Annotated in this window: 27 protein-coding genes; 10 read left to right on the top strand and 17 right to left on the bottom strand. The window is 59.9% G+C overall.

Annotation, left to right across the window (positions count from 1 at the left end; all coding sequences use genetic code 11):
* Positions 1-72: 72 nt before the first annotated feature.
* On the bottom strand, positions 73-357 hold the full coding sequence (locus tag ACJ8IL_RS15240) for a YdgH/BhsA/McbA-like domain containing protein (protein WP_004940519.1): 285 nt from the start codon (positions 355-357) through the stop codon (positions 73-75).
* A gap of 309 nt (positions 358-666) precedes the next feature.
* Between ACJ8IL_RS15240 and ACJ8IL_RS15235 the strand changes: the two genes are divergently transcribed.
* On the top strand, positions 667-1,842 hold the full coding sequence (locus tag ACJ8IL_RS15235; RefSeq protein WP_442516647.1) for a low temperature requirement protein A: 1,176 nt from the start codon (positions 667-669) through the stop codon (positions 1,840-1,842).
* Positions 1,843-2,043: 201 nt separating this feature from the next.
* Here the strand turns inward: ACJ8IL_RS15235 and ACJ8IL_RS15230 are convergent, their stop codons facing one another.
* Positions 2,044-3,405 (bottom strand): esterase-like activity of phytase family protein, encoded by a 1,362-nt coding sequence (locus tag ACJ8IL_RS15230; protein WP_442516646.1) that lies wholly within the window; start codon positions 3,403-3,405, stop codon positions 2,044-2,046.
* A gap of 426 nt (positions 3,406-3,831) precedes the next feature.
* On the opposite strand from ACJ8IL_RS15230, the gene aqpZ reads away from it, so the two are divergent.
* The gene (aqpZ, locus tag ACJ8IL_RS15225; protein WP_025301712.1) at positions 3,832-4,527 is read left to right on the top strand and encodes an aquaporin Z; all 696 of its coding nucleotides are present in this window, start codon (positions 3,832-3,834) and stop codon (positions 4,525-4,527) included.
* Between the two features lie 57 nt (positions 4,528-4,584).
* Here aqpZ and ACJ8IL_RS15220 read toward each other — a convergent pair whose 3' ends face one another.
* Positions 4,585-5,355 carry a class I SAM-dependent methyltransferase gene (locus tag ACJ8IL_RS15220; RefSeq protein WP_049295122.1) on the bottom strand — a complete coding sequence of 257 codons (771 nt, stop codon included), beginning with the start codon at positions 5,353-5,355 and terminating at the stop codon, positions 4,585-4,587.
* A gap of 118 nt (positions 5,356-5,473) precedes the next feature.
* On the opposite strand from ACJ8IL_RS15220, the gene ACJ8IL_RS15215 reads away from it, so the two are divergent.
* The 3 genes from ACJ8IL_RS15215 to ACJ8IL_RS15205 all read left to right on the top strand — a co-directional run bounded on the left by ACJ8IL_RS15215 (position 5,474) and on the right by ACJ8IL_RS15205 (position 7,759).
* On the top strand, positions 5,474-6,277 hold the full coding sequence (locus ACJ8IL_RS15215) for a helix-turn-helix transcriptional regulator (protein WP_025301710.1): 804 nt from the start codon (positions 5,474-5,476) through the stop codon (positions 6,275-6,277).
* A gap of 107 nt (positions 6,278-6,384) precedes the next feature.
* The gene (locus ACJ8IL_RS15210; protein WP_127146273.1) at positions 6,385-7,116 is read left to right on the top strand and encodes a DUF2076 domain-containing protein; all 732 of its coding nucleotides are present in this window, start codon (positions 6,385-6,387) and stop codon (positions 7,114-7,116) included.
* Positions 7,117-7,210: 94 nt separating this feature from the next.
* Positions 7,211-7,759 carry a GNAT family N-acetyltransferase gene (locus tag ACJ8IL_RS15205; protein WP_173889188.1) on the top strand — a complete coding sequence of 183 codons (549 nt, stop codon included), beginning with the start codon at positions 7,211-7,213 and terminating at the stop codon, positions 7,757-7,759.
* Here ACJ8IL_RS15205 and ACJ8IL_RS15200 read toward each other — a convergent pair.
* From ACJ8IL_RS15200 to ACJ8IL_RS15180, 5 genes are all read right to left on the bottom strand, one after another.
* Positions 7,750-8,001 carry a hypothetical protein gene (locus tag ACJ8IL_RS15200; protein ID WP_025301707.1) on the bottom strand — a complete coding sequence of 84 codons (252 nt, stop codon included), beginning with the start codon at positions 7,999-8,001 and terminating at the stop codon, positions 7,750-7,752. The two genes, ACJ8IL_RS15205 and ACJ8IL_RS15200, sit on opposite strands and share 10 nt — an antisense overlap.
* Before the next feature lie 86 nt (positions 8,002-8,087).
* Complete coding sequence (locus ACJ8IL_RS15195) at positions 8,088-8,540, bottom strand: thiol-disulfide oxidoreductase DCC family protein (RefSeq protein WP_025301706.1); 453 nt, start codon at positions 8,538-8,540, stop codon at positions 8,088-8,090.
* 75 nt (positions 8,541-8,615) lie between these two features.
* The gene (locus ACJ8IL_RS15190) at positions 8,616-8,945 is read right to left on the bottom strand and encodes a hypothetical protein (protein ID WP_442516645.1); all 330 of its coding nucleotides are present in this window, start codon (positions 8,943-8,945) and stop codon (positions 8,616-8,618) included.
* Between the two features lie 154 nt (positions 8,946-9,099).
* Positions 9,100-9,726, bottom strand: coding sequence for an isochorismate family cysteine hydrolase YcaC (gene ycaC / locus ACJ8IL_RS15185; RefSeq protein WP_025301704.1), 627 nt, complete (start codon positions 9,724-9,726; stop codon positions 9,100-9,102).
* A 116-nt stretch (positions 9,727-9,842) separates the two neighbouring features.
* Positions 9,843-10,724, bottom strand: coding sequence for a pirin family protein (locus tag ACJ8IL_RS15180; protein WP_016928920.1), 882 nt, complete (start codon positions 10,722-10,724; stop codon positions 9,843-9,845).
* 125 nt (positions 10,725-10,849) lie between these two features.
* On the opposite strand from ACJ8IL_RS15180, the gene ACJ8IL_RS15175 reads away from it, so the two are divergent.
* Positions 10,850-11,758, top strand: a complete 909-nt coding sequence (locus ACJ8IL_RS15175) for a LysR family transcriptional regulator (RefSeq protein WP_025301703.1) — start codon at positions 10,850-10,852, stop codon at positions 11,756-11,758.
* On the opposite strand, the gene ACJ8IL_RS15170 is transcribed toward ACJ8IL_RS15175, so the two are convergent.
* Both ACJ8IL_RS15170 and ACJ8IL_RS15165 read right to left on the bottom strand, forming a co-directional pair.
* Positions 11,759-12,142 (bottom strand): VOC family protein, encoded by a 384-nt coding sequence (locus tag ACJ8IL_RS15170; RefSeq protein WP_442516644.1) that lies wholly within the window; start codon positions 12,140-12,142, stop codon positions 11,759-11,761. It abuts the gene before it with no gap.
* A gap of 2 nt (positions 12,143-12,144) precedes the next feature.
* The gene (locus tag ACJ8IL_RS15165; RefSeq protein WP_442516643.1) at positions 12,145-12,927 is read right to left on the bottom strand and encodes a DeoR/GlpR family DNA-binding transcription regulator; all 783 of its coding nucleotides are present in this window, start codon (positions 12,925-12,927) and stop codon (positions 12,145-12,147) included.
* Positions 12,928-13,065: 138 nt separating this feature from the next.
* Here ACJ8IL_RS15165 and ACJ8IL_RS15160 point away from each other — a divergent pair, with 138 nt between their 5' ends.
* Both ACJ8IL_RS15160 and ACJ8IL_RS15155 read left to right on the top strand, forming a co-directional pair.
* A complete protein-coding gene (locus ACJ8IL_RS15160; RefSeq protein WP_342096019.1) occupies positions 13,066-13,755 on the top strand; it encodes a transporter in 690 nt (229 codons plus the stop codon).
* A gap of 106 nt (positions 13,756-13,861) precedes the next feature.
* Positions 13,862-14,479, top strand: coding sequence for a hypothetical protein (locus ACJ8IL_RS15155; protein WP_414104805.1), 618 nt, complete (start codon positions 13,862-13,864; stop codon positions 14,477-14,479).
* Positions 14,480-14,514: 35 nt separating this feature from the next.
* Here ACJ8IL_RS15155 and ACJ8IL_RS15150 read toward each other — a convergent pair whose 3' ends face one another.
* From ACJ8IL_RS15150 to ACJ8IL_RS15135, 4 genes are all read right to left on the bottom strand, one after another.
* Complete coding sequence (locus ACJ8IL_RS15150; RefSeq protein ID WP_004940597.1) at positions 14,515-14,778, bottom strand: putative hemolysin; 264 nt, start codon at positions 14,776-14,778, stop codon at positions 14,515-14,517.
* Between the two features lie 49 nt (positions 14,779-14,827).
* On the bottom strand, positions 14,828-15,316 hold the full coding sequence (locus tag ACJ8IL_RS15145) for a DUF2501 domain-containing protein (protein ID WP_015376789.1): 489 nt from the start codon (positions 15,314-15,316) through the stop codon (positions 14,828-14,830).
* Positions 15,317-15,442: 126 nt separating this feature from the next.
* A complete protein-coding gene (gene pagP, locus ACJ8IL_RS15140; RefSeq protein WP_025301698.1) occupies positions 15,443-16,033 on the bottom strand; it encodes a lipid IV(A) palmitoyltransferase PagP in 591 nt (196 codons plus the stop codon).
* Positions 16,034-16,240: 207 nt separating this feature from the next.
* A complete protein-coding gene (locus ACJ8IL_RS15135) occupies positions 16,241-16,669 on the bottom strand; it encodes a hypothetical protein (protein ID WP_060432529.1) in 429 nt (142 codons plus the stop codon).
* A 672-nt stretch (positions 16,670-17,341) separates the two neighbouring features.
* On the opposite strand from ACJ8IL_RS15135, the gene ACJ8IL_RS15130 reads away from it, so the two are divergent.
* Positions 17,342-19,021 carry an alpha-keto acid decarboxylase family protein gene (locus tag ACJ8IL_RS15130; protein WP_060432528.1) on the top strand — a complete coding sequence of 560 codons (1,680 nt, stop codon included), beginning with the start codon at positions 17,342-17,344 and terminating at the stop codon, positions 19,019-19,021.
* Between the two features lie 53 nt (positions 19,022-19,074).
* Here ACJ8IL_RS15130 and ACJ8IL_RS15125 read toward each other — a convergent pair whose 3' ends face one another.
* Complete coding sequence (locus tag ACJ8IL_RS15125) at positions 19,075-20,178, bottom strand: DUF1615 domain-containing protein (RefSeq protein WP_197770055.1); 1,104 nt, start codon at positions 20,176-20,178, stop codon at positions 19,075-19,077.
* A gap of 178 nt (positions 20,179-20,356) precedes the next feature.
* Between ACJ8IL_RS15125 and tehB the strand changes: the two genes are divergently transcribed.
* The gene (gene tehB, locus ACJ8IL_RS15120) at positions 20,357-21,220 is read left to right on the top strand and encodes an SAM-dependent methyltransferase TehB (RefSeq protein ID WP_147823614.1); all 864 of its coding nucleotides are present in this window, start codon (positions 20,357-20,359) and stop codon (positions 21,218-21,220) included.
* Here tehB and ACJ8IL_RS15115 read toward each other — a convergent pair.
* Positions 21,215-21,928 (bottom strand): 2OG-Fe(II) oxygenase, encoded by a 714-nt coding sequence (locus ACJ8IL_RS15115; RefSeq protein ID WP_147823613.1) that lies wholly within the window; start codon positions 21,926-21,928, stop codon positions 21,215-21,217. The two genes, tehB and ACJ8IL_RS15115, sit on opposite strands and share 6 nt — an antisense overlap.
* Positions 21,925-22,980: a bifunctional DNA-binding transcriptional regulator/O6-methylguanine-DNA methyltransferase Ada gene (gene ada, locus ACJ8IL_RS15110; RefSeq protein WP_099817533.1), complete on the bottom strand. Its 1,056-nt coding sequence runs from the start codon at positions 22,978-22,980 to the stop codon at positions 21,925-21,927. The genes ACJ8IL_RS15115 and ada overlap by 4 nt, the downstream gene beginning before the upstream one ends.
* Between the last annotated feature and the right edge of the window lie 201 nt (positions 22,981-23,181).

Here is a 23,181-nt window from a genome sequence, read left to right as displayed (position 1 = left end):
CTGTTCAGATAATTATTACGACCGTTTATTTTATTGGCCACGTTGCCGTGGCCAGAGAGTAACAATCAACGCTTAGCGATAAATTTCCGCATTGCCGCGCCAGTTACTGGAGTCCCCGGGGGTGTCCAGGCCGATAATGCGGTAATGGCTGGCGCCGTCCGCCGCGGCTTTTTCTTTCAGGGCGGTGATGGCGTCATGCGGTGAGCCGCTAATGCCGGAAACCGACACGACGCCGATGCTTTGCAGATTGGCGGCCTGCTCGCTGTTGACCTGTTTCACCGACGACAGCGGCGCGGCGAAAGTGGAGAAGGAAGCGGCGGCGATCAATACGGCTGCGATGCTTGGGATAAGTTTCATGATTGACTCCAGGTGTTCTTGTTTATTAGCTCGTTGTCAGTGATGTTAATTATCCGCTAGCCAATGAAAACGGACGTCATGCAACGTAAAGAACATCAATCATTGTGAGGAGAATAAGGAGGATATGAGTGCGAGTGTGTATTTTCAGGCAGGAATGACTTTATTGAGTTCACCTTACCCCTATTTGATGAACAATTAAAGACAGGGCGAAAGAAAGAACGCACGCCGCCGCTATTTAAGATTTTTTACCCGCCGAGGCGCGCTGAGCTACGCTGATTTTGTGGCTTACCCTTTTAAGGAAGAACGCTTATGTCGCAAAACCTGCTGCGCGTGCGTGACGGTCAGGGCGCTTCGGTCTCATTCTCCGAACTGCTGTTCGATCTGATCTACGTTTTCGCCGTGACCCAACTTTCCCACTATCTGTTGCATCACCTGACGCTGACCGGCGCACTGGAAACCCTGCTGCTGTGGTTCGCCGTCTGGCTGGCCTGGCAATACACCGCCTGGGTCACCAACTGGTTCAATCCCGATACCCGTCAGATCCGCCTGCTGCTGTTCGCGATCATGCTGCTAGGGCTGTTCGCCGCCGCCGCGCTGCCACAGGCGTTTGGCGAACGCGGTCTGATCTTCGCGCTGTTCTACGTCGCCATTCAGGTTGGCCGCTCCGTCACGGTGCTACGCCTGCTGGCGCCCGATCATCCGTTAAAACAAAACTTTCGCCGCATTCTCGGTTGGCTGTGCATCTCCGCCGTCTTCTGGATCGTCGGTGGGCTGGCAGAAGGCAATGCCCGCCTGGCGCTGTGGGCGATCGCCGTCTTGTGCGAATACGTCTCGCCGATGTTCGGCTTCCGTTTACCGGTCCTGGGGCGCTCGGACAGCAGCAGCGAATGGACCATCGAAGGCCACCATCTGGCAGAGCGTTGCCAGCTGTTCGTGATCGTGGCGCTGGGGGAAACCATTCTGATCACCGGCGCTACCCTGAGCGAGATGGAAAGCTGGAGTCTGCCGGTGCTCATCGCCTCGCTGGTGGCCTTTCTCGGCAGCCTGGCGATGTGGTGGGTTTACTTCGACACCAGCAGCAAAGCCGGCAGCCACGCCATCAGCCAGGCGGAAAACCCCGGCCAACTGGGCGCTTATTTCCATTATGTGCACGTCGCGCTGGTGGGGGCGATCATCGTCTGCGCCGTGGCCAACGAGCAGGTGATCGCCCATCCCGACGGCCGCATCCAACACGCCACGGCGGCGGTGCTGCTGCTCGGCCCGGCGATTTACCTGTTCGCCAACGCGCTGTACAAACGGCTGGTGTATCACCGTTTTCCGCTGTCGCACCTGGTTGGGCTGCTGGCGCTGGCGGTATTGGCCCCTATCGCCTATTTAACCGATCTGCTGATGGTCAATGGCCTGACGACGCTGATCATGGTGATGGTGGCGGTGTGGGAGAGCATCTCGCGCGGCAGAGCGCCGCAGCAGCATGCGGAAGCCTGACACAAACGGGGGCGCTATCGCCCCCGCTGTGAGATTGATGACAAACCTCATGCCATTGCCGGGTTTGCAAAGAGCAGCGGATAAAAAACAAGGAAAATCAATTTATTGATTTTCGGCTGATGGCCACAAAGGAGGAAAAACCACGTTTTTTCCTCCTTTGTCAACGGTCTGACGGGGGCGCTATCGCCCCCCCTATCTCGGTCACTTCAAGGGGTGCGGCAAGGTGAGCACCCACAGCTCGCTCAGCGATTCCGGCTGCTCCAGCGGGCGCAACTCGATACGGGCGTCGGTCTTGTCGCCGTCGAGGCTCAGCCGTCCTTCTTTCTCCAGCTGGTAGTCGCCGATTTTCTTGCTCTTTGGCGATGCGTCCACCAGTTTGGCCTGCAGGCCGAAATCGTTGTCATTGATCACCGCCAGCGTGCGATCGTCGATCAGCGCCAACCCTTCCGCTTTCTCCTGGCGCCAGCCCAACTGGCGCAAATCCGCCACTTCCCGTTTCTGCGCCAGCTTCACGCCGCGCTTAGCGAGATCTTTCGCGTCGTCGAACTCCAGCGCTTTACCCTGGCCGTCAAACGCGCCCAGATCGCTGGCCTGCGCGAGATCCACCAGATAGATCTTGTTGATCATTGTCTTATCTTTACCGGTTCCCTGTTCAATCAACAGGATGCGCTGATTGTCCAACGCCACCACATCGCCAATCTTGGCGTCTTTGGCTTTTTTATAGCTGTCGATATCGATGGGATAGCCGTACATGGCGGTTTTGCCACTGCGCGGATCGAAACTCACCAGCCGGGTAAACTGCGCCTTGTTTTTGCTTTTGCCATCGACATCCAGCGTGCTCTGCACCGCCGCCAGAATGCGCCCATCCGGCATCCGGGTCAGCCCCTCAAAACCGCGGTTAGGCTGGCGCCATTTCAAGATGTTCGGTAACCCGCTCGCCACCGCCTGCTCGCCGGCCTGCGGCGTTGGGCCATATTTGGCGAGGATTTTACCTTTGCCGTCGACATGGATCAGAAACGGGCCGTACTCATCGCACAGCCAATAACCGCCGTTACCGTCACCGATGATGCCTTCGGTATCCAACCCGCGGCGATCGCCGGACAGCGGTTGCAGCGCGTCGTTCAACGCCACTTCGTTCGTGGAACCAATCAGCTCACTCGGCAGCGGCAGCCCGCTAATCGGCCCTTTTTCGTCATGCAAGGGCCGCGCATTCTCGGCCACGGCCTTGCCGCCGCCGATACGAATGTCCATCAACAGAGGCATGAATTGCGGATTGGCGAAAATCTTGGCCTCTTGCTTGCCTACCGCCGGGGCATCGGCATTCGGGCCGCGATCGGTCAGCGTCGTCAGCACCAAATCGTCGCCCTGCTTCTTGTTGAACATCAACCCGGAGCCGATCCCCACCGGCAACCCCTGCGGGAAATGCTTGGCGAACGCCCCCTGATAGGCGACGCGTTCCCCACCGGGGAAGCCGACCACATAACGCGCCACCTCAATGTCGGCAGCGTGGGCCAATACAGGAAACAGTGAAGCCAACAGCAGGGAGAGCGATTTTATTTTCATATTTGTTACCCGAGGTTAAATGAAGCGTTGTCAGGCAGAAGACGATATTAATTTAGCATGACACTTAGATGACAATAGGCAATTCGTCAAATGCACATCAGGCAATAAGGTTGGCTGGCAAATAGAAATTAGCAATTAACCTGAGCGTATTGAATGGAGAAAACCGCTGGAAAAAACCGCCCGGAAATAACCCGTCATTTTGCTTAGGGTAAATTCTGATAACAAAGATAAAAAAATCGGCAAACGCGCGTCAACACGGCGAAAAACGGTGTTTTTCTCATAGACAAAATAAAATACCAGGGATTTAATACCGCCGTTATTCAAGGTGCATTAAGAAAATTCTATAGAATATCTGCATGAACTGAAAAAGCTGTTCTATAGTTTTTAGTGCTAACGCCCGTTAGTCAATTCCGCAGGATGGAATCTATGTCAAAGCGACTTTTTGCTGAATTTTTTGGCACATTTTGGTTGGTGTTTGGTGGTTGTGGTAGCGCAGTATTAGCAGCGGCATTCCCACAACTGGGTATTGGTTTCCTCGGCGTCGCGCTCGCTTTCGGTCTGACCGTGGTGACGATGGCCTATGCCGTCGGCCATATTTCCGGCGGGCACTTTAACCCGGCGATCACCGTCGGCTTATTCGCCGGCGGCCGTTTCGCGGCGAAAGACGTGATCCCTTACGTGATCGCACAGGTGATCGGCGGTATCGCCGCAGCGGCGGTGCTGTATCTGATCGCCAGCGGCAAAGCCGGTTTCGACGCCACCGCGGGCGGTTTCGCCTCCAACGGTTACGGCGAACACTCACCGGGCGGTTATTCTCTGCAATCAGCCATCGTGATTGAGCTGGTGCTGACGGCCTTCTTCCTGATCGTTATTCATGGCGTAACCGACAAGCGCGCGCCGGCAGGCTTTGCCCCGCTGGCGATCGGCCTGACGCTGACGCTGATCCACCTGATCAGCATCCCGGTGACCAACACCTCCGTTAACCCGGCGCGCAGCACCGGCGTAGCGATCTTCCAGGGCACCTGGGCGCTGCAGCAGCTGTGGGTGTTCTGGCTGGTGCCGCTGGTCGGCGGCATTATCGGCGGCCTGATCTACCGCTGCCTGCTGGAAGACAAAAAATAAGCGTATCGCAGTCGATCGCGTTTCACGGGGCAGCCTTCATCGGCTGCCCCGTTGCTTTCAGCCCTTCGTCACTTCAAACATCATGATATCGCTGGTAAAGGAGCCATCCAGCTGAATCGCGAAATGCTCCGCCACCTCTTGCGACACGCTTTGCTGCAGCGCGCGGATCGCGGTGACGAAATGCGCCGGGGTGCGCATGCGCGCCACCCAGCTATCGAACTCCAGCATCAAGCGATCCGACGTCACCTCACGCACCACCAGCCCGGCTTCGGTCAATAACGCCAGCCACTCGCCTGGCGCATAGTTGCGCACATGCGAGGTATCACGCAGCACTTCCACGGTTTGCAGGTAGATATCCAGCAGCGGATGCCCCGGTGAGACCACGTCCATAAAGATCGCTCTGCCGCCCGGTTTGAGCACCCGCCTGACCTCACGCAGCGCCTGGCCGACATCGTGCCAGTGGTGCGCCGAATAGCGGCTGATGACCAGATCGAAGCTGGCGTCCTCAAACGGCAAAGACTCCGCCACGCCTTGCTGCAGCTGAATGTTACCCAGGCCTTTTTCCGCCGCCGCCTGCTTCACCACCGCCAGCATTTGCGCCGACAGATCGTAGGCCACCACCTGCGCCACCCTGGCCGCCGCGGTGAAGCTGGCATGCCCGGCGCCGCAGCCCAAATCGAGCAGACGCGCGTCGGCATGCGGCGCCAGTAACTGCGCGAGGCGTTGCAAATCCTTGCCCTGCGCATGTACCGCGCTGGTTAAGTAGGCGTTGGCCTGCTCGCCGAACTGCCGGTCTACCGCGTTTTTGTGGCTGTTGCTGTTGCTCATGTTTGCTCCTGTTATTATCCGGCTTGCGCCTGTGCCTGAAGGCTTTTCGGCTACTATAATCAGGCTACTATACGGGTACAATATGAGCAGTTATCCTGGTATAAATAGGTACCACGCTATGTCATCAGAAGCCTTATCCGGGCCAAAAGCCCTCGGCGCATTTCTGCGCGCGCACCGCGAACGCATCACGCCGGAAATGATCGGCCTGCCTAGCTCTTCGCGCCGCCGCACCAGCGGCCTGCGCCGCGAAGAACTGGCGCAAATCAGCGGCATCAGCGCCACCTGGTATACCTGGATCGAACAGGGCCGCGAGGTGTCTATTTCCCCCTATACGCTGGCACGCATCGCCAAAGCGCTGCGGCTCGGCCCGGCCGAACGCCACTACCTGTTTACCCTGGCGCGCATCGCCGATCCCGAACAGGAAGCGCACCGCGAAACCGCCAACGACGCGGTGCTGCAAAGCGTGCATCAGATGACGGTGCCCTGCTATCTGCTGGACGTGACCTGGAACGTCGTCGCCTGGAACCCGCAGGCGGCGGCGCTGTTCCGCGGCTGGCTGGATGTGGCCAACAGCCCCAACCTGCTGCACTTCATGTTCTTCCACCCGTTGGCGAAAACGCTGGTCAGCGATTGGGAGGAACGCGCTCGCCGCGTGGTGGCCGAGTTTCGCGCCGAGACCAGCCATCATCAAAATACCGAAGAGATGCGCGCCTTCGTGCGCAACATGACGCACAACAGCGCGGACTTTAATCACTGGTGGAAGCAACATGACGTGATGGCGCGCGAAGGCGGCGAAAGAGCGTTCGAACATCCTCAGCAAGGCGCACTGCGCTATCGCCAACTCACCTTCCATCCGGCGGAGCACGCCGGTCTGAAGCTGGTGATGCTGATCCCGCTGCCGCAATTGGTAACAAATTCATAGGCAGGTTTACCCGCCATTTATTTATTGGTTCATGTAAACGCGCTAGGGTGATTGTTACCGATGATAGTCATCATCCAGCAACGTTATTTATCTCCCGAGGTACGCCTATGCAATCCGAAGAACAACGCCTTATCGATGGTCTGTTTGGCCGCCTGAAAGAAGCCGAGACCAAGACGGGCCCACGGGATCTCCAGGCAGAGCAGCAAATCAACCAGCATATTCGCGAGCAGCCTTCCGCCCCTTATTACATGGCGCAGGCGATGATCATTCAGGAAGCAGCGCTCAAGCAGATGGACCAGCGGGTCAAAGATCTGGAAGCCCAGGTCGCGCAGCTGCAGCAAACCGCCCACGGCCAGCAAAGCAGCGGCGGTTTCCTGGCCGGTCTGTTTGGCGGCGGCAGCCGCACGCCAAGCCCGCGCGAACAGTATCAGGCGCAGCAGCAAAATACGGCGGCCTGGAACAACGCGCAGCAACAGCCTCAGCAACCGGCCTATGCCCAACCGCAGCAGGCGGCGCCTTCACGTGCCGGCGGCTTCCTGGGCGGCGCCTTGCAAACGGCAGCGGGCGTCGCCGGCGGCGTGGTATTGGCCGACATGCTGACCGGCATGTTCCGCCATTCGCAGCCGCAGGAAATCGTGAATATTATCGAAGAAACCCCGGCGCCGCTGGACGACAGCACGATGCGCAATTTCGACGCCTCCAACAACCTTGATACCTTCAACAACGGCGACGGTGGCAGCTTCCTGAACCAGGACAACGGCTTCCAGAACGCCAACTATCAGGACGACACGGACTACGCCGACGACGATTACAGCGACGACGACGACTCCTTCCTGTAATGCCCTCTCCCCCTCTCACCCGCAGAGGGGGATTTCCCGTTTCGCCAATCTGGTCTACAGTGAACACTGTTCATTTATCCAGCGGAGAGAAACGATGACAAGCTTTAATCCTGCCACCCCTTTCTTCAGCGAACGCCTGCAGATGCGCCCACCGGTAATGGCGGACCTCGCACGTTTCTACGCCATCTTTGGCGATCCGCAAACGCAGCGTTTCAATCCCGCCGGCCCACTCACCAGCGAAGCGCAGGCCGCATCGGTGCTGCACGAGAGGATTGCCGGGTGGCAACAACACGGTTACGGTTCCTGGGCGATCGCTCTGCGCGAACGGCCGGATTGGATTATCGGCTTTGGCGGATTGTCCCGGAAAGCGCTCGGGGCGCACCGCACCGTGAACCTCGGCTATCGCTTCGATACTCGCGTCTGGGGCATGGGATTGGCCACCGAGATGGCGCGGGCTTCGCTGCAATACGGTTTTGTCGGATTGGCGCTGGAGGAGATTTCCGCCATTGTACGTACGGAGAATCAGGCCTCGTGGCGAGTATTGGAAAAGGTCGGTTTACGGCGGGTGGATACGCTGGATGACGTGCCCGGCGCAGCGCCGAGCCTGGTGTATACGCTAAAGCGCGGCGACTATCAGGGTTGATCGTCGCTGATTTTGGCCAACGCCATGCGGTAAGATTTGACCTTCTGACGCTTTTTCAACCAGGTGGTGGTAGACACGATGAACACCGCGCCCGACATCGCCAACACGCCGGTCGGGTGGCCGTAAAACACCATCAAGGCAAAGTACACGGCGGAAACGATCGCCACCCATTTCGCCGTATTGCCCATGTCGTTCTTCTCCTGGGTCAAACGGCGGATGTGCTCTTCTTCACTGATTCCCATACGCGCTCCTTGTTGGCTGAACGTTCCATTATATGGAGCTGGAGTGTTGATATTTCAAGCGGTTGGATGGTAAAGAAGCGTAAAGCTCAGGCCGGCGGTTCCTGCCGCCGGGGCAGATAACGCCCGGGCTGATCGGTGCCCGGCAGGCCGGTGCCGTCGTTGCGGCCAAACAGCCGGTAGCGATTGCCGGCGACCGCATCATAGACCTTGTCCGCCAGTCGCGGCGGCAGGTAACGCGCCAGCGCCAGTACGCGGTACGGCCACCCCACTTGACGCAGCGCCTGAAACAACGCCGCCGAACGTAGCCAACAGCGCCCCTGCTCAACATAGACCACGGAATCGAAACGATCGGTAGGCAATCCCAGCGCCTGCAGGATCGCCTGCCCTTCGGCGGATTGCACCGTCGCCAACAGAATGCGCCGCTGCCGATCGGCGCGAATAAGATACCTCACCAGCCCGTGACACAGATTACATTCGCCGTCAAACAACAGCGCGCGATCGCCGGGCTGGAGATAAGGCAGATGTGATAAAGGGGTCATCCCGCCTCCCGAAAAACGCTCGCCTTAGCCTAACGCGCCTAGCGCGCCCAGGCCAGAGCGGGATGACAGGGCGTGTTAAGGCGCGGGCGGTGCCTCAGGCACCGCCACCACCGCGACGCGAACTTCGTAATGTTTGGCGCTGCCCGCCGGGATCACCGCCGTCAGTTTGTTGATGGTTTCCACCGGATTGTCGCTGGCCGAGGTGGAGCAGAACAGCTCGCCGCCGTGGCAGAACCCCGGCTTGGGCGGGTGCCCGCCCGGGAAAGGCGGCATGCGCATCGGTTCATCCGCCACAGGCGGCAACGCTTTGGCCGCAGGCGCCTCGGGGGCCGACATCGCGCTCGCGCTGAACAACAGCGCCATGCCCATGCAGGGCAGCGCCAGGATCTTGATTGCTTGTTTCATTGAATTAGCCTCATTTGCCGGGTTCGGGATTACGCTACCCCGCCCCCGGCCCATGAGAAAGCCGCTTTTCGCTACCTTTTCGCCCCGCTACGTTTTGCTTACATCCCGCGTCTAACGTGATGAAAGGCGAAAGGTTGGGTAAAGGGCCGTCGCGTTACTTGCCGTTCGTCAGCGTGTTGTAGCTGGTCATCAGATTGCGGTAGTCCGGGATATGGTTGGAGAACAGCGCGCCCAGCCCTTCGATGTCATTGCGCCAGTCGCGGTGCAGCTCGCAGGCGACGCCGAACCAGGTCATCAACTGCGCGCCGGCGGCCTCCATGCGGCTCCAGGCCGACTGACGCGTCAACTCATTGAAGGTGCCGGAGGCGTCGGTCACCACAAAGACCTCGAAACCTTCATTGAGCGCCGACAGCGCCGGGAATGCCACGCACACTTCGGTTACTACGCCGGCGATGATCAGTTGCTTGCGGCCGGTGGCTTTTACCGCCTTGACGAAGTCGTCGTTGTCCCAGGCGTTGATCTGGCCAGGGCGAGGAATGAAGGGAGCATCGGGGAATTGGGCTTTCAGTTCCGGCACCAGCGGGCCGTTGGGGCCGTTTTCGAAACTGGTGGTAAGAATGGTCGGCAGGTTGAAGTATTTCGCTAAATCACCCAGCGCCAGCACGTTGTTTTTAAACCGATCGGGATCGATATCACGCACCAGCGAAAGCAGCCCTGCCTGATGATCCACCAGCAATACGGCGGCCTGGTCTTTGTCGAGGCGCTTGTAGTTTGCAGTCATGGTTTTACTCCTGTGGGGTTGATGTTGCGGATGAAACGCCCCGCCTGGCGGCGGGGCGTTGAGGTTTAAGTGTAGCGCCTGAGCCGGGGAACACGGCCCGCCCCAGGCGCCAAAGTTCAACCGGCGCTCGCTTCGGCGTTCATGCTGCCGAACTTACCGCTGTTGAAATCGCGGAACGCCTGCTGGATTTCCGCGTCGCTGTTCATGACGAACGGGCCGTAGCCGACGATAGGCTCATCGATCGGTTCGCCGCTCAGCACCAGCAGTGCGACGTCATTGTTAGCTTCGATGGTGATCGAATCCCCCGCCCGGTCGAAACGCACCATTTGGGTTTCGCGCACCACGTCTTCGCCGTTGACCAGGATCGCACCGTGCAGCATCACCAGCGCCAGCGTATGGCCTTCTTTCACCGTCAGCGTGGTGGTATGGCCGGCATTCAGCTTCATGTCCCACACGTTGAGCGGGCTGAAAGTGCGTGCCGGGCCGGCGTGGCCGCCAAAGTCACCGGCAATCACCCGCACCTGCCCGGCGCCGTCCGCCAGCGGAACCACCGGAATATCGGCGTTCAGCAGCGTCTGGTAACCCGGCTCGGCCATTTTGTCCTTGGCCGGCAGGTTAACCCACAGCTGCACCATTTCCATGGTGCCGCCCTTGCGCGAGAAGTCCCGAGAATGGAACTCTTCGTGCAGAATGCCGGAGGCGGCGGTCATCCACTGGACGTCGCCGGGGCCAATCACCCCACCGCTGCCGGTCGAGTCGCGGTGTTCCACTTCGCCCTGATAGACGATGGTCACCGTTTCAAACCCGCGATGCGGGTGCTGACCCACGCCGCGGGTGCCGGAGGCGGAACGGAATTTGGTTGGCGCCGCGTGATCCAGCAGCAGGAACGGGCTCATTTCCGCCCCCAAATCGTTATAAGAGAACAGCGAATTCACCAGGAAACCGTTACCGACCCAATGTGCTTCCGGGCTGTTGTGAATACCGAGGATTTTTTTCATCTTGAACTCCCGTTTCAGACCTCACGGCCTTAAGTTGATGTCAGAAGTTTAATCCGCCGGGGTTTGCTGCAGTAGTAGGCAAGATGTACACTCAGCGTTCTACTGATAGAACGATAAGGGATGCGATGCTGACCGATCTAAACGACCTGTTTTTCTTCGCCAGCGTGGTCGATCACCAGGGATTCGCCCCCGCCGGCCGGGCGCTGGGCATTCCCAAATCCAAGCTCAGCCGCCGCGTGGCGCTGCTGGAAGAGCGGTTGGGCGTGCGCCTGATCCAGCGCTCGACGCGGCGCTTCTCGGTGACCGAGCTCGGCCAAACCTATTACGCGCACTGCAAGGCGATGCTGGTGGAAGCGGAAGCGGCGCAGCAAGCGATCGAGCAGACCCGCGCCGAGCCCTGCGGCACGGTGCGCATGTCCTGCCCGGTGGCGATCTTGCACACCCGCGTCGGCAGCATGGTGGCGACCTTTATGGCCGATTATCCCAAGGTGACGGTGCATCTGGAGGCCACCAACCGCCGGGTGGACGTGGTGGGGGAAGGGTTGGATCTGGCGATCCGCGTACGGCCGCCGCCGCTGGAGGACAGCGATCTGGTGCTGAAGATCCTGGCGCAGCGCACCTGGTGCGTCGCCGCCAGCCCGGCGCTGGTGCGCACCCTCGGGCCGGCGCAAACGCCGGAAGACCTGCGTAAATACCCGACGCTCGATCTCGGCCCGGCGCGCGCTCAGCACCAATGGCGGCTGACCGGCCCGCAGGGTGAACGGGTGGAGTGGGAACACACGCCGCGGCTGGTCACCGACGACATGCTGATGCTGCGTACCGCCGCCATCGCCGGCGCCGGCATCGTTCAGCTACCGGCGATGATGATGCGCGACGACATGCTGCGCGGCGAGCTGGTGCAACTGTTGCCGGGCTGGCAGCCACAGGGCGGCGTGGTGCACGCAGTCTACCCGTCGCGCCGCGGCCTGCTGCCGGCAGTGCGGCTGCTGCTCGACTATCTGGGGGAGCAGTTCGCCAGCATTGAAGAAGAGTGATCAGGCGGTGATTTCGATCGCGTTGCCATCCGGATCGCGGATGATGGCCTCATAGAAGCCGTCGCCGGTCCAGCGCGGCGCGGACAGCAAAATACCCTCCTGCTGTGCGCGCTGCGCCAACCTATCGACCTGCCGCTCATCCCCCAGCGACAGCGCGATGTGCGCCCAACCGACCCGCTCCTCCTGCGCCTGCGCCGGCAGCAACGTCGGCACGCACATGATCTCCAGCGACGGCCCGGCCGCCAGGCTGACGAAGCGGGAAACGAACCCCGGCCGGTTGCGGCTGACATACTCCTCCCCCGCTTCACCGTTGAAATAGCGCTGCCAGAACGCCAGCTGCGCGTCGATGTTATGGGTCCACAGGGCAACATGGGCTATTTTCATCATCATTCTCCGATCGATAAATCGCTGTGCCAGATCTGGCCGCCGCCTTGCGCCACCTGCAACTCAAGCTGCGGGTGCGCGCCGCGCGCCGTCACCAGATGATCTACCCGCCCGGCGGGCAGGAAGGGGTAAGGGGCATAGGTATTGAGTTTGTCGCGGGTGCACAGCACCGCCACGCTGCCGGCGCGCGTCAGCAAGCGCTTTTTGAACGTGGCGTCCTGATAGCTCAATGCGGAAAAGCCACCGGCCGGGTCGTAAGCGCAGATGCCGGTGAACACCAGATCGAAATGGAAACCGTCGATCTCTTCCGCCGCCTTGGCGTCCACGCAGCCACCGACCTGCGCATCCAGCTCGCCGCCGATCAGTATGGTGCGGATCCCCGGCCGCTCCAGCATTTTACCGGCGATACTCAACGCATTGGTCACCACCGTCAAACGCCGATCGCGTGGCAACAGCTCCGCCAAATGCAGGTGGGTGCTGCCGGCATCGAGGAAAATCAGCTGTTCTTCGCCGATCACCCCCAGCGCGGTCTGCGCCAGCGCCAGTTTCTCATCGCCGCTGAGCGCCATGCGCGCCGCAACGGGGCCTTCGGCCGGCGTCGGCGCCAGCGCACCGCCATAGATACGTTTGCACAGGTTCTGCGCCGCCAGCTGGCGCAGATCACGGCGGATGGTGGCTTCGGTAGTATTCAGCCGCTGCGCCATCTCCAGGGCAAGTACCCGCCCCTGTTGGCGAAGCGTGTCGAGAATGGCCTGGTGGCGTTCATTCGGTAACAGTTTGGGCATCGCATGGATCCGGCGGCGCTAAAGTGATCACAAATGTACATAAACGTACACAATCGAACAATCACTTTTTTCGCCACGCCTAAGCGGCGGCGCTCGTCTAGACTCAAAGCGACATCACCAATAAGGGATTATGACGCGATGACCTCCGCCGTGCTTTATACGCTGTTTCCCGCCGCAGCCACCGTCGTCGGCGCTGCGGTGGCGCTCTATCGCCTCCCCGGTGCCGCCACGATGCGCGTCATCCATCACTTTACCGCCGGCATCGTTTTCGCCGCTGCCGCCACCGAAATCCTGCCCGATCTCAAGCAGCAGTCGCCTGTGGCCGTGTTGCTGGGCGGCGCTGTGGGGGTGCTGTTGATGTTGCTGGTTCGGCGGCTGGGTGAAAAATCGCAGGGGCCGGTCGGTTTTATCGCCGCGGTCGGCGTCGATATCTTTATCGATGGGCTGGTGCTGGGCATTGCCTTCGCGGCCGGCGCCAAAGCCGGTCTGCTGTTGACGCTGGCGTTAACGCTGGAAGTGCTGTTCCTCGGATTATCGATCGTCGGCGATTTGAAAGACTTTCTCGGCAGGCGGCTGCGTGCCATGGCGGCGATAGTCGGCCTGGCGCTGCTGCTGCCCATCGGTGGCCTGCTGGGGGCGCCGGTGGCCATGCTGGGCACATTTTGGCTGACCGCCTTTTTGGCCTTTGGCCTGATCGCCCTGCTCTACCTGGTGACCGAGGAGCTGCTGGTCGAAGCGCATGAAGGCGGGAAAGAGACCCCGTTCGCCACCGCGATGTTCTTTGCCGGCTTTCTGCTGCTGTTGCTGTTAGAGGAAGGTTTGGGGTAAAAAAACAGGAATTTCATGGCGCATGCCGCCCGGAGGCAACGCTTTGGCTATACTGAGGCAGGCGAAGTTACCGCAGACGTAACGGCTTGGGCGTAAAGGGAAAACGATGTTATTGACGATCGCAAGGTGGCTGTTTCAACTCCCCGGGAAGCTGTTCGGGCTGATTTTTAAAAATCGCCTGAGGATATTTTTGTTCTTTATGCTGGTCGCCATCGCGGTGCTCGGTGCCAAGCGCTATCTGCGCGCCCACCAGTATGACGATGAATTCAGCCTCGCCGCCCCCACCGATTACAACCGCGCGATAAAGCGCGAAATGCCGCTGCGCGAGGCGCGTGAACAGTGCGGGGGGCCGCTGCACGACAATGCCGGGCAGCCATGGCCCGCCTCAGCCGGTTATCTGCATCAGCCGACGCGGCTGCCCGCAACCGGTCTGCATCGGCTGACGCTGGATAATCAGGGCAACGATTTCGCGGTGCTGGTCAAGCTGGAAACGCCGACGGCGCCGCAGCAGCTGGCGGAAGTCTTTATTCCGCCCGCCGGCAGCTTCGAGGTGAAAATCAATGCGGACGCGGAACACGTCATGAAAATCAAGAACATCAAGACCGGCTGCATATTCCGCTCCCGGCCGTTCAACCTGGATAAACAGAGCGATTGGCGCATGCCGCTGACGCTACAAAAAGACGGCAGCCTGCAGCTGCAGTCGATAGGGGATCGCCAATTCTGATCGGGCGCCGGGTGGAAGCGCCGGCGCCGCGAGGGTTACTTTTTCACCGGGTGATCGCGGCGGAACAGTTCCCAACTTTCAATTTCCTGCCCACTCGGCAAGGTACAGGTGGAATACTGGCCTGCCGCGTTCTCTTTGGCATTCAGCTTGCCGCCGATTTGGGTGCAATACACGTCGGCCGGGTTCGCCATGCCGATCGGTTTCACCTGCGGCGGTGGCGGCGCATCGTTGGATTTCACGGAACACCCCTGCAACATCGTCATCCCTGCCAACAGGGAAAGCATCAACGTTTTTTTCATTTTTCCAGCTTATGCAAAAAGAACGGCGGAGCGCTCCGCCGTTCGTTCATCATGAAATAAAGGATTTGCCCTGTTTCAGCACCAGATCGCAAGCTTTTTGCTTCACCTTCTCGGTGATCTGCGAGGTACCCAGGCTGTTCAGATCCAGGCTCTTGCCTTCGCCGGTCTGCAGCAAGCCGCCCAGGCCCTGCTGATAATCCTGGCTCTTGGCGTTTTCGGTGCTGGTGATGCCCAGCTTGCTGAGCAGCTGATCTTTCACCCCTTCGGCACCGTTAGCCGACAGCACGTTGTTTTTCACACAGTACTGCAGGATACCGGCGGCATTGGTCATGCTGCTGGAGCTCAACGCCTTGTCGCCACCGTTCAACAGGCCGGTCAGCGAGGAGAGCGACATGCCGCCGCTGCTGTCGCCGCCCGACTTGCTCAGTTCGCCCGCCGCGCTGCTGAGGGAATCCATCAGCCCGGCAGCCTGAGTGGCGCCGCTAGCCAGGGTAGCGGACAGCGCCAAGGCCAGCAGTAAACGATGTTTGGTGATCATAGTGGTAAAACTCCTGTAATAACGGCATGCGATCGGCGCAGCGCGCCGGGATACCCTTCCGACGCCGCCGGCGGCGACAAGTTCCTTTTATCTCGCCGCCGCGCCGTTTTTCGGAATTCAGGAAATTTAGAACTGCCAGCGCAGCCAGGCGAAGAACACGTTGCCGTTGTTATAGGTGCCGGGAATGTAGGTCGCCTGGAACGTCAGCCGCTGATAGCCGATAGAGGCCAGCGGCAGCGGTGCCGGGATAGGAATGTATTTCCAGTTGTCACGCGCGGTGACGCTGGCGGTGAAGCCCAGCCCCAGGCGGAAATCCTTGTCATCCAGCGGGCGCCAGATCTTCTCGTAGGCGTAGCCGCCGATCGGCTCCCACTTGTTGAAGGAATCCTTGAACGCCATGATGTAGATGCCGTGCCAGTCACCGTCGCTGTCGTAGCGGGAGATACCGTAACCGGCCCCCCACGGGCGCTCGTTGTACTTATCGATATGTTCATCATCGTAAGTCCAACGGTTGTGCCAGGTGATGGCCGGAATATAGAGATCGTGGTTAGGCGAGTTGTTCCAGGTCTCCGCCACGTTATCGGTAAAACGCTGCCATAGACCCGGTTTTTCAGCCTGCGCGGTATTGCCACTTTCTGTACCAACCTCAGCGTAAGAAGGCAGTGCAGGAAATATCAACGCCAGAGAACATGCCAAAAGAGTCCGTTTGAGAAACATCGTAAAGCTCCTGTAAAAATACGGCCGCAGATTTTTACCGATAGCCCAGGCAAGATCAAGCTGTATCTAATTTATCCAACGTCCGTTGTGCTTTGGTTAAGCTTAGCACCGGAAAATTGCCAATAATTCATAACAAACTGTACCGATATCCGCATGGTATCGCCTTTAGGGCGGCAAAGCCGTGGGAAAAGTCCGCTTTGTCGCATGCTACTCGCGGGCAAGGTGCTTGACCAACACATCGACATCGAGACGGTTCACAAACTCCAGGGAATATGAGGAATAGAGGCCGAACAGGCGATTTTGGTGCCCGACCACCACCAGATCGATGCCGGCCCGGTGAATGAAATCGCTCACGTCCTTAAAGCGCCGAATGGTGACGATCTCCTTGACCGCGACCGGCGCATCGACGGCGCTCACCAGCCGGCTCAGCATCGCCTTGGCGGCGATCACCTCCTGCGCCTGGCGGTCTTTGACCCGCGCATCGCTGCCGTACTCCAGCTCGGCGTAGTCGGCGTTAAGGTGGCCAACGGTGAGGGCGATCGGCAGCCCGCGCACCATCGCTGCCGTTTGACGCAGCAGTGGCAGCCCATCGCGCTCATCATGAATCAGTACCAGAATATGTCGATAGTTTTTCATCGCAGTTTCCCCCACAGGCCAGCACCGTTGGGACATCAGCCCCTCTGGTAGGTATACGCCATCTGCGCGCACGTAGAGAAAAGTTTACGTATCACTTCCCACGGAATGTGATGACCACCACGTTATATTAACGCCGTGACGGCACATTTTAATGCCGGCCCGGCGTGGCGCGCACTGCAGGCCCGTAAAGCAAAGCTGACGAAAAAAGGCGGACAAAAAACGATCGTTGTTAATTTTTTGTTTTTGATTGGTTACAAGGTGATTTCATGAAATAAGCGTGCGTCGGATCACCAAAATCCCCCTTTACGCCAGGTTCTGCTTTTCTTTCCCAGGCAAAAAGCGTTACGCCGCTCAATGGGATTTAACGCGGCGTCAAAAGTACCGGATGATTCGCCATGCATCACGATAAATGCCAATGCGCCGCCGCTTTTCTGTCGATATACCATCAAGGAAAAATACCGCCGCACGCCAATACGCAATACCCCTACTTTTTATGTATTACTCAATCGCGTAAAGCGCCGAATACAAACCGCCCATTTTTCGGCTGCCAACCCTATCTTGAACAAGTCGACGCTTTAAATAACTGTTAATGCTAACGACACAACATCGCCAGCAATTTATTTTTGCTGATTTTCGCCTGACAAAATAAAGATAAATAATCCGGAGCAATCAATGAAAATAACTATCGGGTCATTCATTCTGCAACAGCTTCACGCCCTGAACGTCGATCGTATTTACGGCGTGCCCGGCGACTATAACCTCAGCCTGCTGGAGCTGCTGGAAAGCGACGACCGATTGGCGTTTATCGGCAACTGCAATGAATTGAACGCCTCCTACGCCGCAGACGGTTACGCCCGCATGAAAGGCGCCGGCGCGCTGATCGTCACCTACGGCGTTGGCGATCTGGCCGCGCTGTCCGGCATCGCCGGTGCCTATGCCGAATCCTCGCCGGTGATCTGCATTGCCGGCACGCCGCCGCTGCACGCGATGAAGAATCATCAGCTATTGCACCATACCCTGGGCGACGGCAATTTCGACAACGTCATGAACTGTTTTAAACAATTCACCGTTGCTCAAGCCTTGATTACGCCGGAAAATGCCGCGCAGGAAATTCCGCGCGTTATTTCCCGCGCCTGGATAGAGAAGAAACCGGTCTATTTACAGCTGCCTTCCGATATTTGCGACGTCGAAATTGAAATCACCGCAGCCGCAGCGGCGCCGCAGTTGCCGGCCAGCGATAAATACAATGTGCAATTAGCAGCGATGGCGCTGTTAACCAAAATCAAACGCGCACAGCGCCCAATCATGTTGGTCGACCAAATGGTGGATCGCTATCAGCTGCAGCAGCGGGTTATCGCCGTCGCTCATCGTTTTGCCATTCCGTTGACCAATATGCCCACCGCCAAATGCATTATCCCGGAAAACACCGCCGGTTGGATGGGCGGCTACAGCGGCAATCTGTCGCGCCCCGAACTGTATGAACACATGGCCCACTCGGACTGCGTGCTGAGCTTCGGCGTACGTCTGGTAGACTCCACCACCGGCTATTTCTCGCAGCAAATTCCCGCCGCCGCTCAGGTGGATATTCAGCCGTTTTCGATGAAACTGGACAACACCTCCTACCCAGCGGTAGCGACGGCGGATCTGCTGCAGGCACTGCTGGATCTGAGCGAAGACGCGCCGGCGCAGCGTTTATCACCGCTGGCCGATCCCCGTGAGAAGCTGGCGACGCCGAGCGACGCGCCTATCGACCAGGCCTATCTGTGGCGACGCATCCAACGCTTCATCCAGGCGGATGACGTGGTAGTGGTGGAAAACGGCACCTCAGGCGCGGCCATCGGCGGCATGCGCATGCCAGGGGGCGTCAAGGTGGTCAACCAACCGATTTGGGGCTCGATCGGTTATACCCTGCCGGCGCTGCTCGGCACCCTGATGGCGGCGCCGGAGCGCCGCCACCTGCTGTTCATCGGCGACGGCTCCTTCCAGCTCACCGCGCAGGAAGTGTCTACCCTGCTGCGCTGCGAGCAAAAGCCGATCATCTTCCTGATCAACAACGACGGCTACACCATTGAACGCTATATCCTCGGCGAAAACTCGTCTTACAACGACATCAGCCCGTGGGACTACGCCAAACTGCCGGCGGTATTGAATACCCAGGCGCAGCCGTTCAGCGTGGCGGTGGAAACCACGCAACAGCTGGAAATGGCCCTGGAACACGCCTCGCGGCAGGATCGGCTGGCGTTTATCGAGGTGAAAGTGCCGATGATGGACACGCCGCCGGTGATGAAAGAGTTCTGTAACCGCTGCAACAGCTTTAACTTTGGCCTGACCAACCCGCGTCGCAGCGCCTGATGCGCGATCGCGCCGCCGGTGGTTCAGGAAACCGGCGGCGTTTTTTTATGCCGTTACCCGCCGGCGCGCGCCATGCAGCGCTGGCGGCGTTCGTCCACCCGCTTGGCGAACCAGGCGGTGGTCAGCTTGCGGGTGATTTTCGGGCTCTCCAACTGGATACCCGGCAGCATCTCACGCGGCAGCTTGCCGCCCGCCAGCGCATAGACCTTCTTATACAGCTCGGTGTCGGCAAAGCCGGCCGTGTCGCCTTTCTCCAGCGCCCGGCGAATGGCGCTGTCGCTCATGTTCAGGCGCTTGCCGAGCGTGCGCACCGCCAGCTCGGTCGAACCGGGCTTGTCGCTGCCGAAATCGATAAGATCGCCGTCCAGCGCCAGCGGAATGGCGCTCGCCCGGCTGACCGCGTTTTGGAACGCCGCGTTGCGGCTGGCGTACCAGCCGGCGTTGAAGTCGGCGAAGCGGTAAATCGGCCGGCTGTAATCGGCCGGGTACCCCAGCAAATGCATAATGCCGAAGTACATACCGCCGCGCCGGCTGAAAACTTCGCGGCGAATCGAGCCGTCGACCGGATAAGGGTACCCTTTGGCGTGCGCCTCGGCGAAGGCGATGCTCACCTGCATCGGGCCGCCGGTATGTACCGGATTTAAATGGCCGAACAGCTTCTGCCCCATCGGCACGCGGTCGATCATGTCATCGAAGATATCGCTCAGATCCTTCTCGGTGCGCACCTTATCCAGCCGCTCGCTGTAGCTCTGGCCGTTCGACGACGAAATCTTCAATGCGGTGTGCACCAAAAAGTTCGGGATGTGCATCTGATCGGCGCGGCGGTCGATCTCCTTCCAAGCGATCTTCGGCAGCCCCGGCACCTGCGGGTTAGCCTGGAACGTCGACTCCTGTTCGGTCACCGCCAGCACCGAACACAGGTTCTCATCGCTCGGCTCGATGCCCTGCGCGGCGAAGGCAGCGGTAATATCGGTAGCCCAGCCCTGCCGATCGCCGGCGTTGGCCGGGATCAGCATCATCAGCCGGGCTTTGACGTCGGCGGGGCGCGCCGCCGGTGCCGTGGTGGTGGTTTTGCTGGTACAGCCCGCCAGCGCCAGCAGCGCGGCCAGGCTTAGCCAACGGAAGGGCGTCGGGTGGAATAAACGAAGTATCGGCATCTTTTCCCTGAACGTGATGACATGAACAGCACTGAAATTAGCCCAGCCGCCGCGCACAATCCAGTATAAAGATACCGCCGCGCCTTTCCGTCAGGCCACTATGTTCAAACGATCGATAAAGATGTATTTTATATACATCATATAAATCACTTTGCTTGCCCAGCCAGAGGAGGCCCCTATGGAGCAGCAGCTGCTTTGCTATAAAACCCTGCCAGAATGGAACAGCGACACGCTGCCGGCGGCCTTCCGCCAGCGCCACAACACCCAGAGCGGCACCTGGGCGAAGCTCACCGTACTGAGCGGGAACCTGACGTTCGCCATGATGACCGAAGACGGCGCCACCACCGAGACCTGGCAGTTCAGCCCCGAAAGCCAGCCGCCGTTTATCGCACCGCAGCAGTGGCATCGCATCGTTTCCTTTTCGGACGACATGACCTGCCGGCTGGCGTTTTACTGCACGCCGGAAGATTACTACCACAAGAAATACGAACTGACGCGCACCCACTCCGAAGTGATCGAAGCGGCGGCGCGCATCGCGCCGGGCAAGGCGCTGGATCTGGGCTGCGGCGGCGGGCGCAATTCGCTCTATCTCAATCTGAAAGGTTTCGACGTCACCGCCTGGGACAAGCATGCGCCGTCGATAGCCCGCCTCCACCAGATCGTCGACGCCGAGCAGCTGACCCGCCTGAGTGCCGGGGTGCAGGATCTCAATACCCATCGCTTCAGCGGCGACTACGACTTCATCCTGTCCACCGTGGTAATGATGTTCCTCGAGCGGCAGCAGATCCCGCCTATCGTGCAAAACATGCAGGACAGCACCGTGCGCGGCGGCCATAACCTGATCGTGGCGGCGATGGATACCGAGGATTATCCCTGCCCGCTGCCGTTCCCGTTCACCTTCAGCCCGGGTGAGCTGAAGCATTATTATCGCGACTGGGAGATCCTCAAATACAACGAGGACGTCGGCCAACTGCACAAGACCGACGCCAACGGCAACCGCATCTCGCTGCGCTTCGCCACCCTGCTAGCGCGCAAGCTATAGCGCGTCGTGAAAGATCACCCCCAGCGTGTGGCGTTGGCCGGCGCGTATCCGGCTGACGCCGTGGCGCAGATTGACCCGATAGTAGCCTTTCACTCCCGCCACCGGCCGATGATGCACGGCGAACACCACGGCGTCGCCCTGCTGCAGCGGCACCACCTCCGGCCGGCTCTGCATCCGCGGCCGCTGTTCAGTCAGCACGAATTCGCCGCCGGTGAAATCCCGCTCGGGGGCGGAGAGCAAAAATGCCACCTGCAGCGGAAACACCCGCTCGCCGTACAGATCCTGATGCAGGCAGTTGTAATCTCCCGCTTCGTAACGCAACAGCAGCGGCGTCGGCCGCCGTTGGCCGGCCCGGTGGCATTCGGCCAGGTAAACCTCATGGTCGGCGGGATAACGCACCGCCAGGCCCAATAAGGCGTTCCAACGGTTGGCCACCGGCGCCAGCCGCGCATACATCAGGCTGCGCGCTTCGGCCACCGGCGACGGCAGCGGATAGGTGAAATAGCGGTACTCGCCGCGGCCAAAACCGTGCTTCTCCATCACGACGCGGCTGCGGAAGTGCGCATCCTGCGGGTAGAGCGCCGCCAGCTCGCGGCACAGCTCTTGGCTGAGCACGCTGGGCAACCGCGCGCAACCCTGCGCATCGAGTTCGCGCTCGATGGCCGCCCAGTCCAAGTCGGCCAGCCGCGCCGCCAGCGCGCCGCTCATCGCTGCGCCTCTTTTTCCAGCAAGGCTTTCTTGCGCTCGACGCCCCAGCGATAGCCGGACAAGGCGCCGTCGTTGCGCACCACCCGGTGACAGGGGATCGCCACCGCCAGCACGTTGGCGGCGCAGGCACCGGCCACCGCGCGCACCGCTTTGGGCGCCCCGATGCGCCGAGCGATATCGGCATAGCTGACGGTTTCGCCGACCGGTATCGCCTGCAGCGCCCGCCAGACCCGCTGTTGAAACGCGGTGCCGCGAATATCCAGCGGCAGCGCCAACCCGTTCTCCGGCGCTTCAATCAGGCCCACCACCTGCGCCATCAGCGCTTCATACTGCGCGTCGCCGCCGATCAGCTCGGCGTTGGGGAATTTGTCCTGCAGATCCTGCACCAGCTGCTGCGCATCGTCCCCCAGCAGAATGGCGCAGATGCCCACCTCGCTCTGCGCCGCCAGGATCTCGCCCAGCGAACAGCGCCCGACGGCGAAATGAATGCGCATGCCTTTGCCGCCGGCTCGGTAGGCCTTCGGCGTCATGCCCAGCGCGGCGTTGGCTTGTTGGTAGAAGCGGCCGTTGGCGCCATAGCCGGCGTCGAAGATCGCGTCGGTCACCGTTTCCTGCTGCGTAAGGCCGGTGCGCAAGCGTTGGCTGCGCTGCGCGTCGGCGTAGCCTTTCGGCGTCAGGCCGGTGATCGCTTTGAACAGCCGGTGGAAATGGTATTGGCTCAACCCGACGTGGCGCGCCAGCGTCTGCAGCGACGGCGCTTTCTCCGCCCGTTCGATATAGCGGCAGGCCTCGGCTATCTGCCGCGCATGCTGTTCCGTCAACGGCGTCAGCCCCTGGCGGCAGCGTTTGCAGGGCCGATAACCCGCCGCTTCCGCCTGTTCGGCATCGTCGAACAGCTCCACGTTTTGCCGATTCGGCTGACGTGACGGGCAAGAAGGCGAGCAATACACGCCGGTGGTTTTCACCGCGTAGATAAAGCGGCCGTCGGCGTGCTTGTCGCGGCTGACGATCGCCAGCCAGCGCGGATCGGCGCTGTCGATTACGTTTTTCATCATCCGTTCCTCACTGCGGTTTCGATGTTAACCAGCATAGTGACGGGCCGTTGGCGAAACACGCCGACTCTTGCTTTTTAATTCGGCGCCGACGTTTTCAGCAATGTTTCGACAATTTTTAACCAACAACATGAAGTTTATTACGTTGCCAACCCGGTTGCACAGCGTTAGGATCGCGGCCGGCCACGGGCGTGGCCAGTG

Origin of the sequence: Serratia sp. CY47444 (assembly GCF_052168635.1) — a bacterium.
Classification (GTDB): domain Bacteria; phylum Pseudomonadota; class Gammaproteobacteria; order Enterobacterales; family Enterobacteriaceae; genus Serratia; species Serratia bockelmannii.
Note: the sequence above shows the minus strand (reverse complement) of the source record. Positions and strands in the feature narration are given on the sequence as shown.

Bases quoted from the DNA above. Each gene is read 5' to 3' on its own strand.
- ACJ8IL_RS15240 (WP_004940519.1), bottom strand. From the start codon at position 357: ATGAAACTTATCCCAAGCATCGCAGCCGTATTGATCGCCGCCGCTTCC.
- ACJ8IL_RS15235 (WP_442516647.1), top strand. From the start codon at position 667: ATGTCGCAAAACCTGCTGCGCGTGCGTGACGGTCAGGGCGCTTCGGTC.
- ACJ8IL_RS15230 (WP_442516646.1), bottom strand. From the start codon at position 3,405: ATGAAAATAAAATCGCTCTCCCTGCTGTTGGCTTCACTGTTTCCTGTA.
- aqpZ (WP_025301712.1), top strand. From the start codon at position 3,832: ATGTCAAAGCGACTTTTTGCTGAATTTTTTGGCACATTTTGGTTGGTG.
- ACJ8IL_RS15220 (WP_049295122.1), bottom strand. From the start codon at position 5,355: ATGAGCAACAGCAACAGCCACAAAAACGCGGTAGACCGGCAGTTCGGC.
- ACJ8IL_RS15215 (WP_025301710.1), top strand. From the start codon at position 5,474: ATGTCATCAGAAGCCTTATCCGGGCCAAAAGCCCTCGGCGCATTTCTG.
- ACJ8IL_RS15210 (WP_127146273.1), top strand. From the start codon at position 6,385: ATGCAATCCGAAGAACAACGCCTTATCGATGGTCTGTTTGGCCGCCTG.
- ACJ8IL_RS15205 (WP_173889188.1), top strand. From the start codon at position 7,211: ATGACAAGCTTTAATCCTGCCACCCCTTTCTTCAGCGAACGCCTGCAG.
- ACJ8IL_RS15200 (WP_025301707.1), bottom strand. From the start codon at position 8,001: ATGGGAATCAGTGAAGAAGAGCACATCCGCCGTTTGACCCAGGAGAAG.
- ACJ8IL_RS15195 (WP_025301706.1), bottom strand. From the start codon at position 8,540: ATGACCCCTTTATCACATCTGCCTTATCTCCAGCCCGGCGATCGCGCG.
- ACJ8IL_RS15190 (WP_442516645.1), bottom strand. From the start codon at position 8,945: ATGAAACAAGCAATCAAGATCCTGGCGCTGCCCTGCATGGGCATGGCG.
- ycaC (WP_025301704.1), bottom strand. From the start codon at position 9,726: ATGACTGCAAACTACAAGCGCCTCGACAAAGACCAGGCCGCCGTATTG.
- ACJ8IL_RS15180 (WP_016928920.1), bottom strand. From the start codon at position 10,724: ATGAAAAAAATCCTCGGTATTCACAACAGCCCGGAAGCACATTGGGTC.
- ACJ8IL_RS15175 (WP_025301703.1), top strand. From the start codon at position 10,850: ATGCTGACCGATCTAAACGACCTGTTTTTCTTCGCCAGCGTGGTCGAT.
- ACJ8IL_RS15170 (WP_442516644.1), bottom strand. From the start codon at position 12,142: ATGAAAATAGCCCATGTTGCCCTGTGGACCCATAACATCGACGCGCAG.
- ACJ8IL_RS15165 (WP_442516643.1), bottom strand. From the start codon at position 12,927: ATGCCCAAACTGTTACCGAATGAACGCCACCAGGCCATTCTCGACACG.
- ACJ8IL_RS15160 (WP_342096019.1), top strand. From the start codon at position 13,066: ATGACCTCCGCCGTGCTTTATACGCTGTTTCCCGCCGCAGCCACCGTC.
- ACJ8IL_RS15155 (WP_414104805.1), top strand. From the start codon at position 13,862: ATGTTATTGACGATCGCAAGGTGGCTGTTTCAACTCCCCGGGAAGCTG.
- ACJ8IL_RS15150 (WP_004940597.1), bottom strand. From the start codon at position 14,778: ATGAAAAAAACGTTGATGCTTTCCCTGTTGGCAGGGATGACGATGTTG.
- ACJ8IL_RS15145 (WP_015376789.1), bottom strand. From the start codon at position 15,316: ATGATCACCAAACATCGTTTACTGCTGGCCTTGGCGCTGTCCGCTACC.
- pagP (WP_025301698.1), bottom strand. From the start codon at position 16,033: ATGTTTCTCAAACGGACTCTTTTGGCATGTTCTCTGGCGTTGATATTT.
- ACJ8IL_RS15135 (WP_060432529.1), bottom strand. From the start codon at position 16,669: ATGAAAAACTATCGACATATTCTGGTACTGATTCATGATGAGCGCGAT.
- ACJ8IL_RS15130 (WP_060432528.1), top strand. From the start codon at position 17,342: ATGAAAATAACTATCGGGTCATTCATTCTGCAACAGCTTCACGCCCTG.
- ACJ8IL_RS15125 (WP_197770055.1), bottom strand. From the start codon at position 20,178: ATGCCGATACTTCGTTTATTCCACCCGACGCCCTTCCGTTGGCTAAGC.
- tehB (WP_147823614.1), top strand. From the start codon at position 20,357: ATGGAGCAGCAGCTGCTTTGCTATAAAACCCTGCCAGAATGGAACAGC.
- ACJ8IL_RS15115 (WP_147823613.1), bottom strand. From the start codon at position 21,928: ATGAGCGGCGCGCTGGCGGCGCGGCTGGCCGACTTGGACTGGGCGGCC.
- ada (WP_099817533.1), bottom strand. From the start codon at position 22,980: ATGAAAAACGTAATCGACAGCGCCGATCCGCGCTGGCTGGCGATCGTC.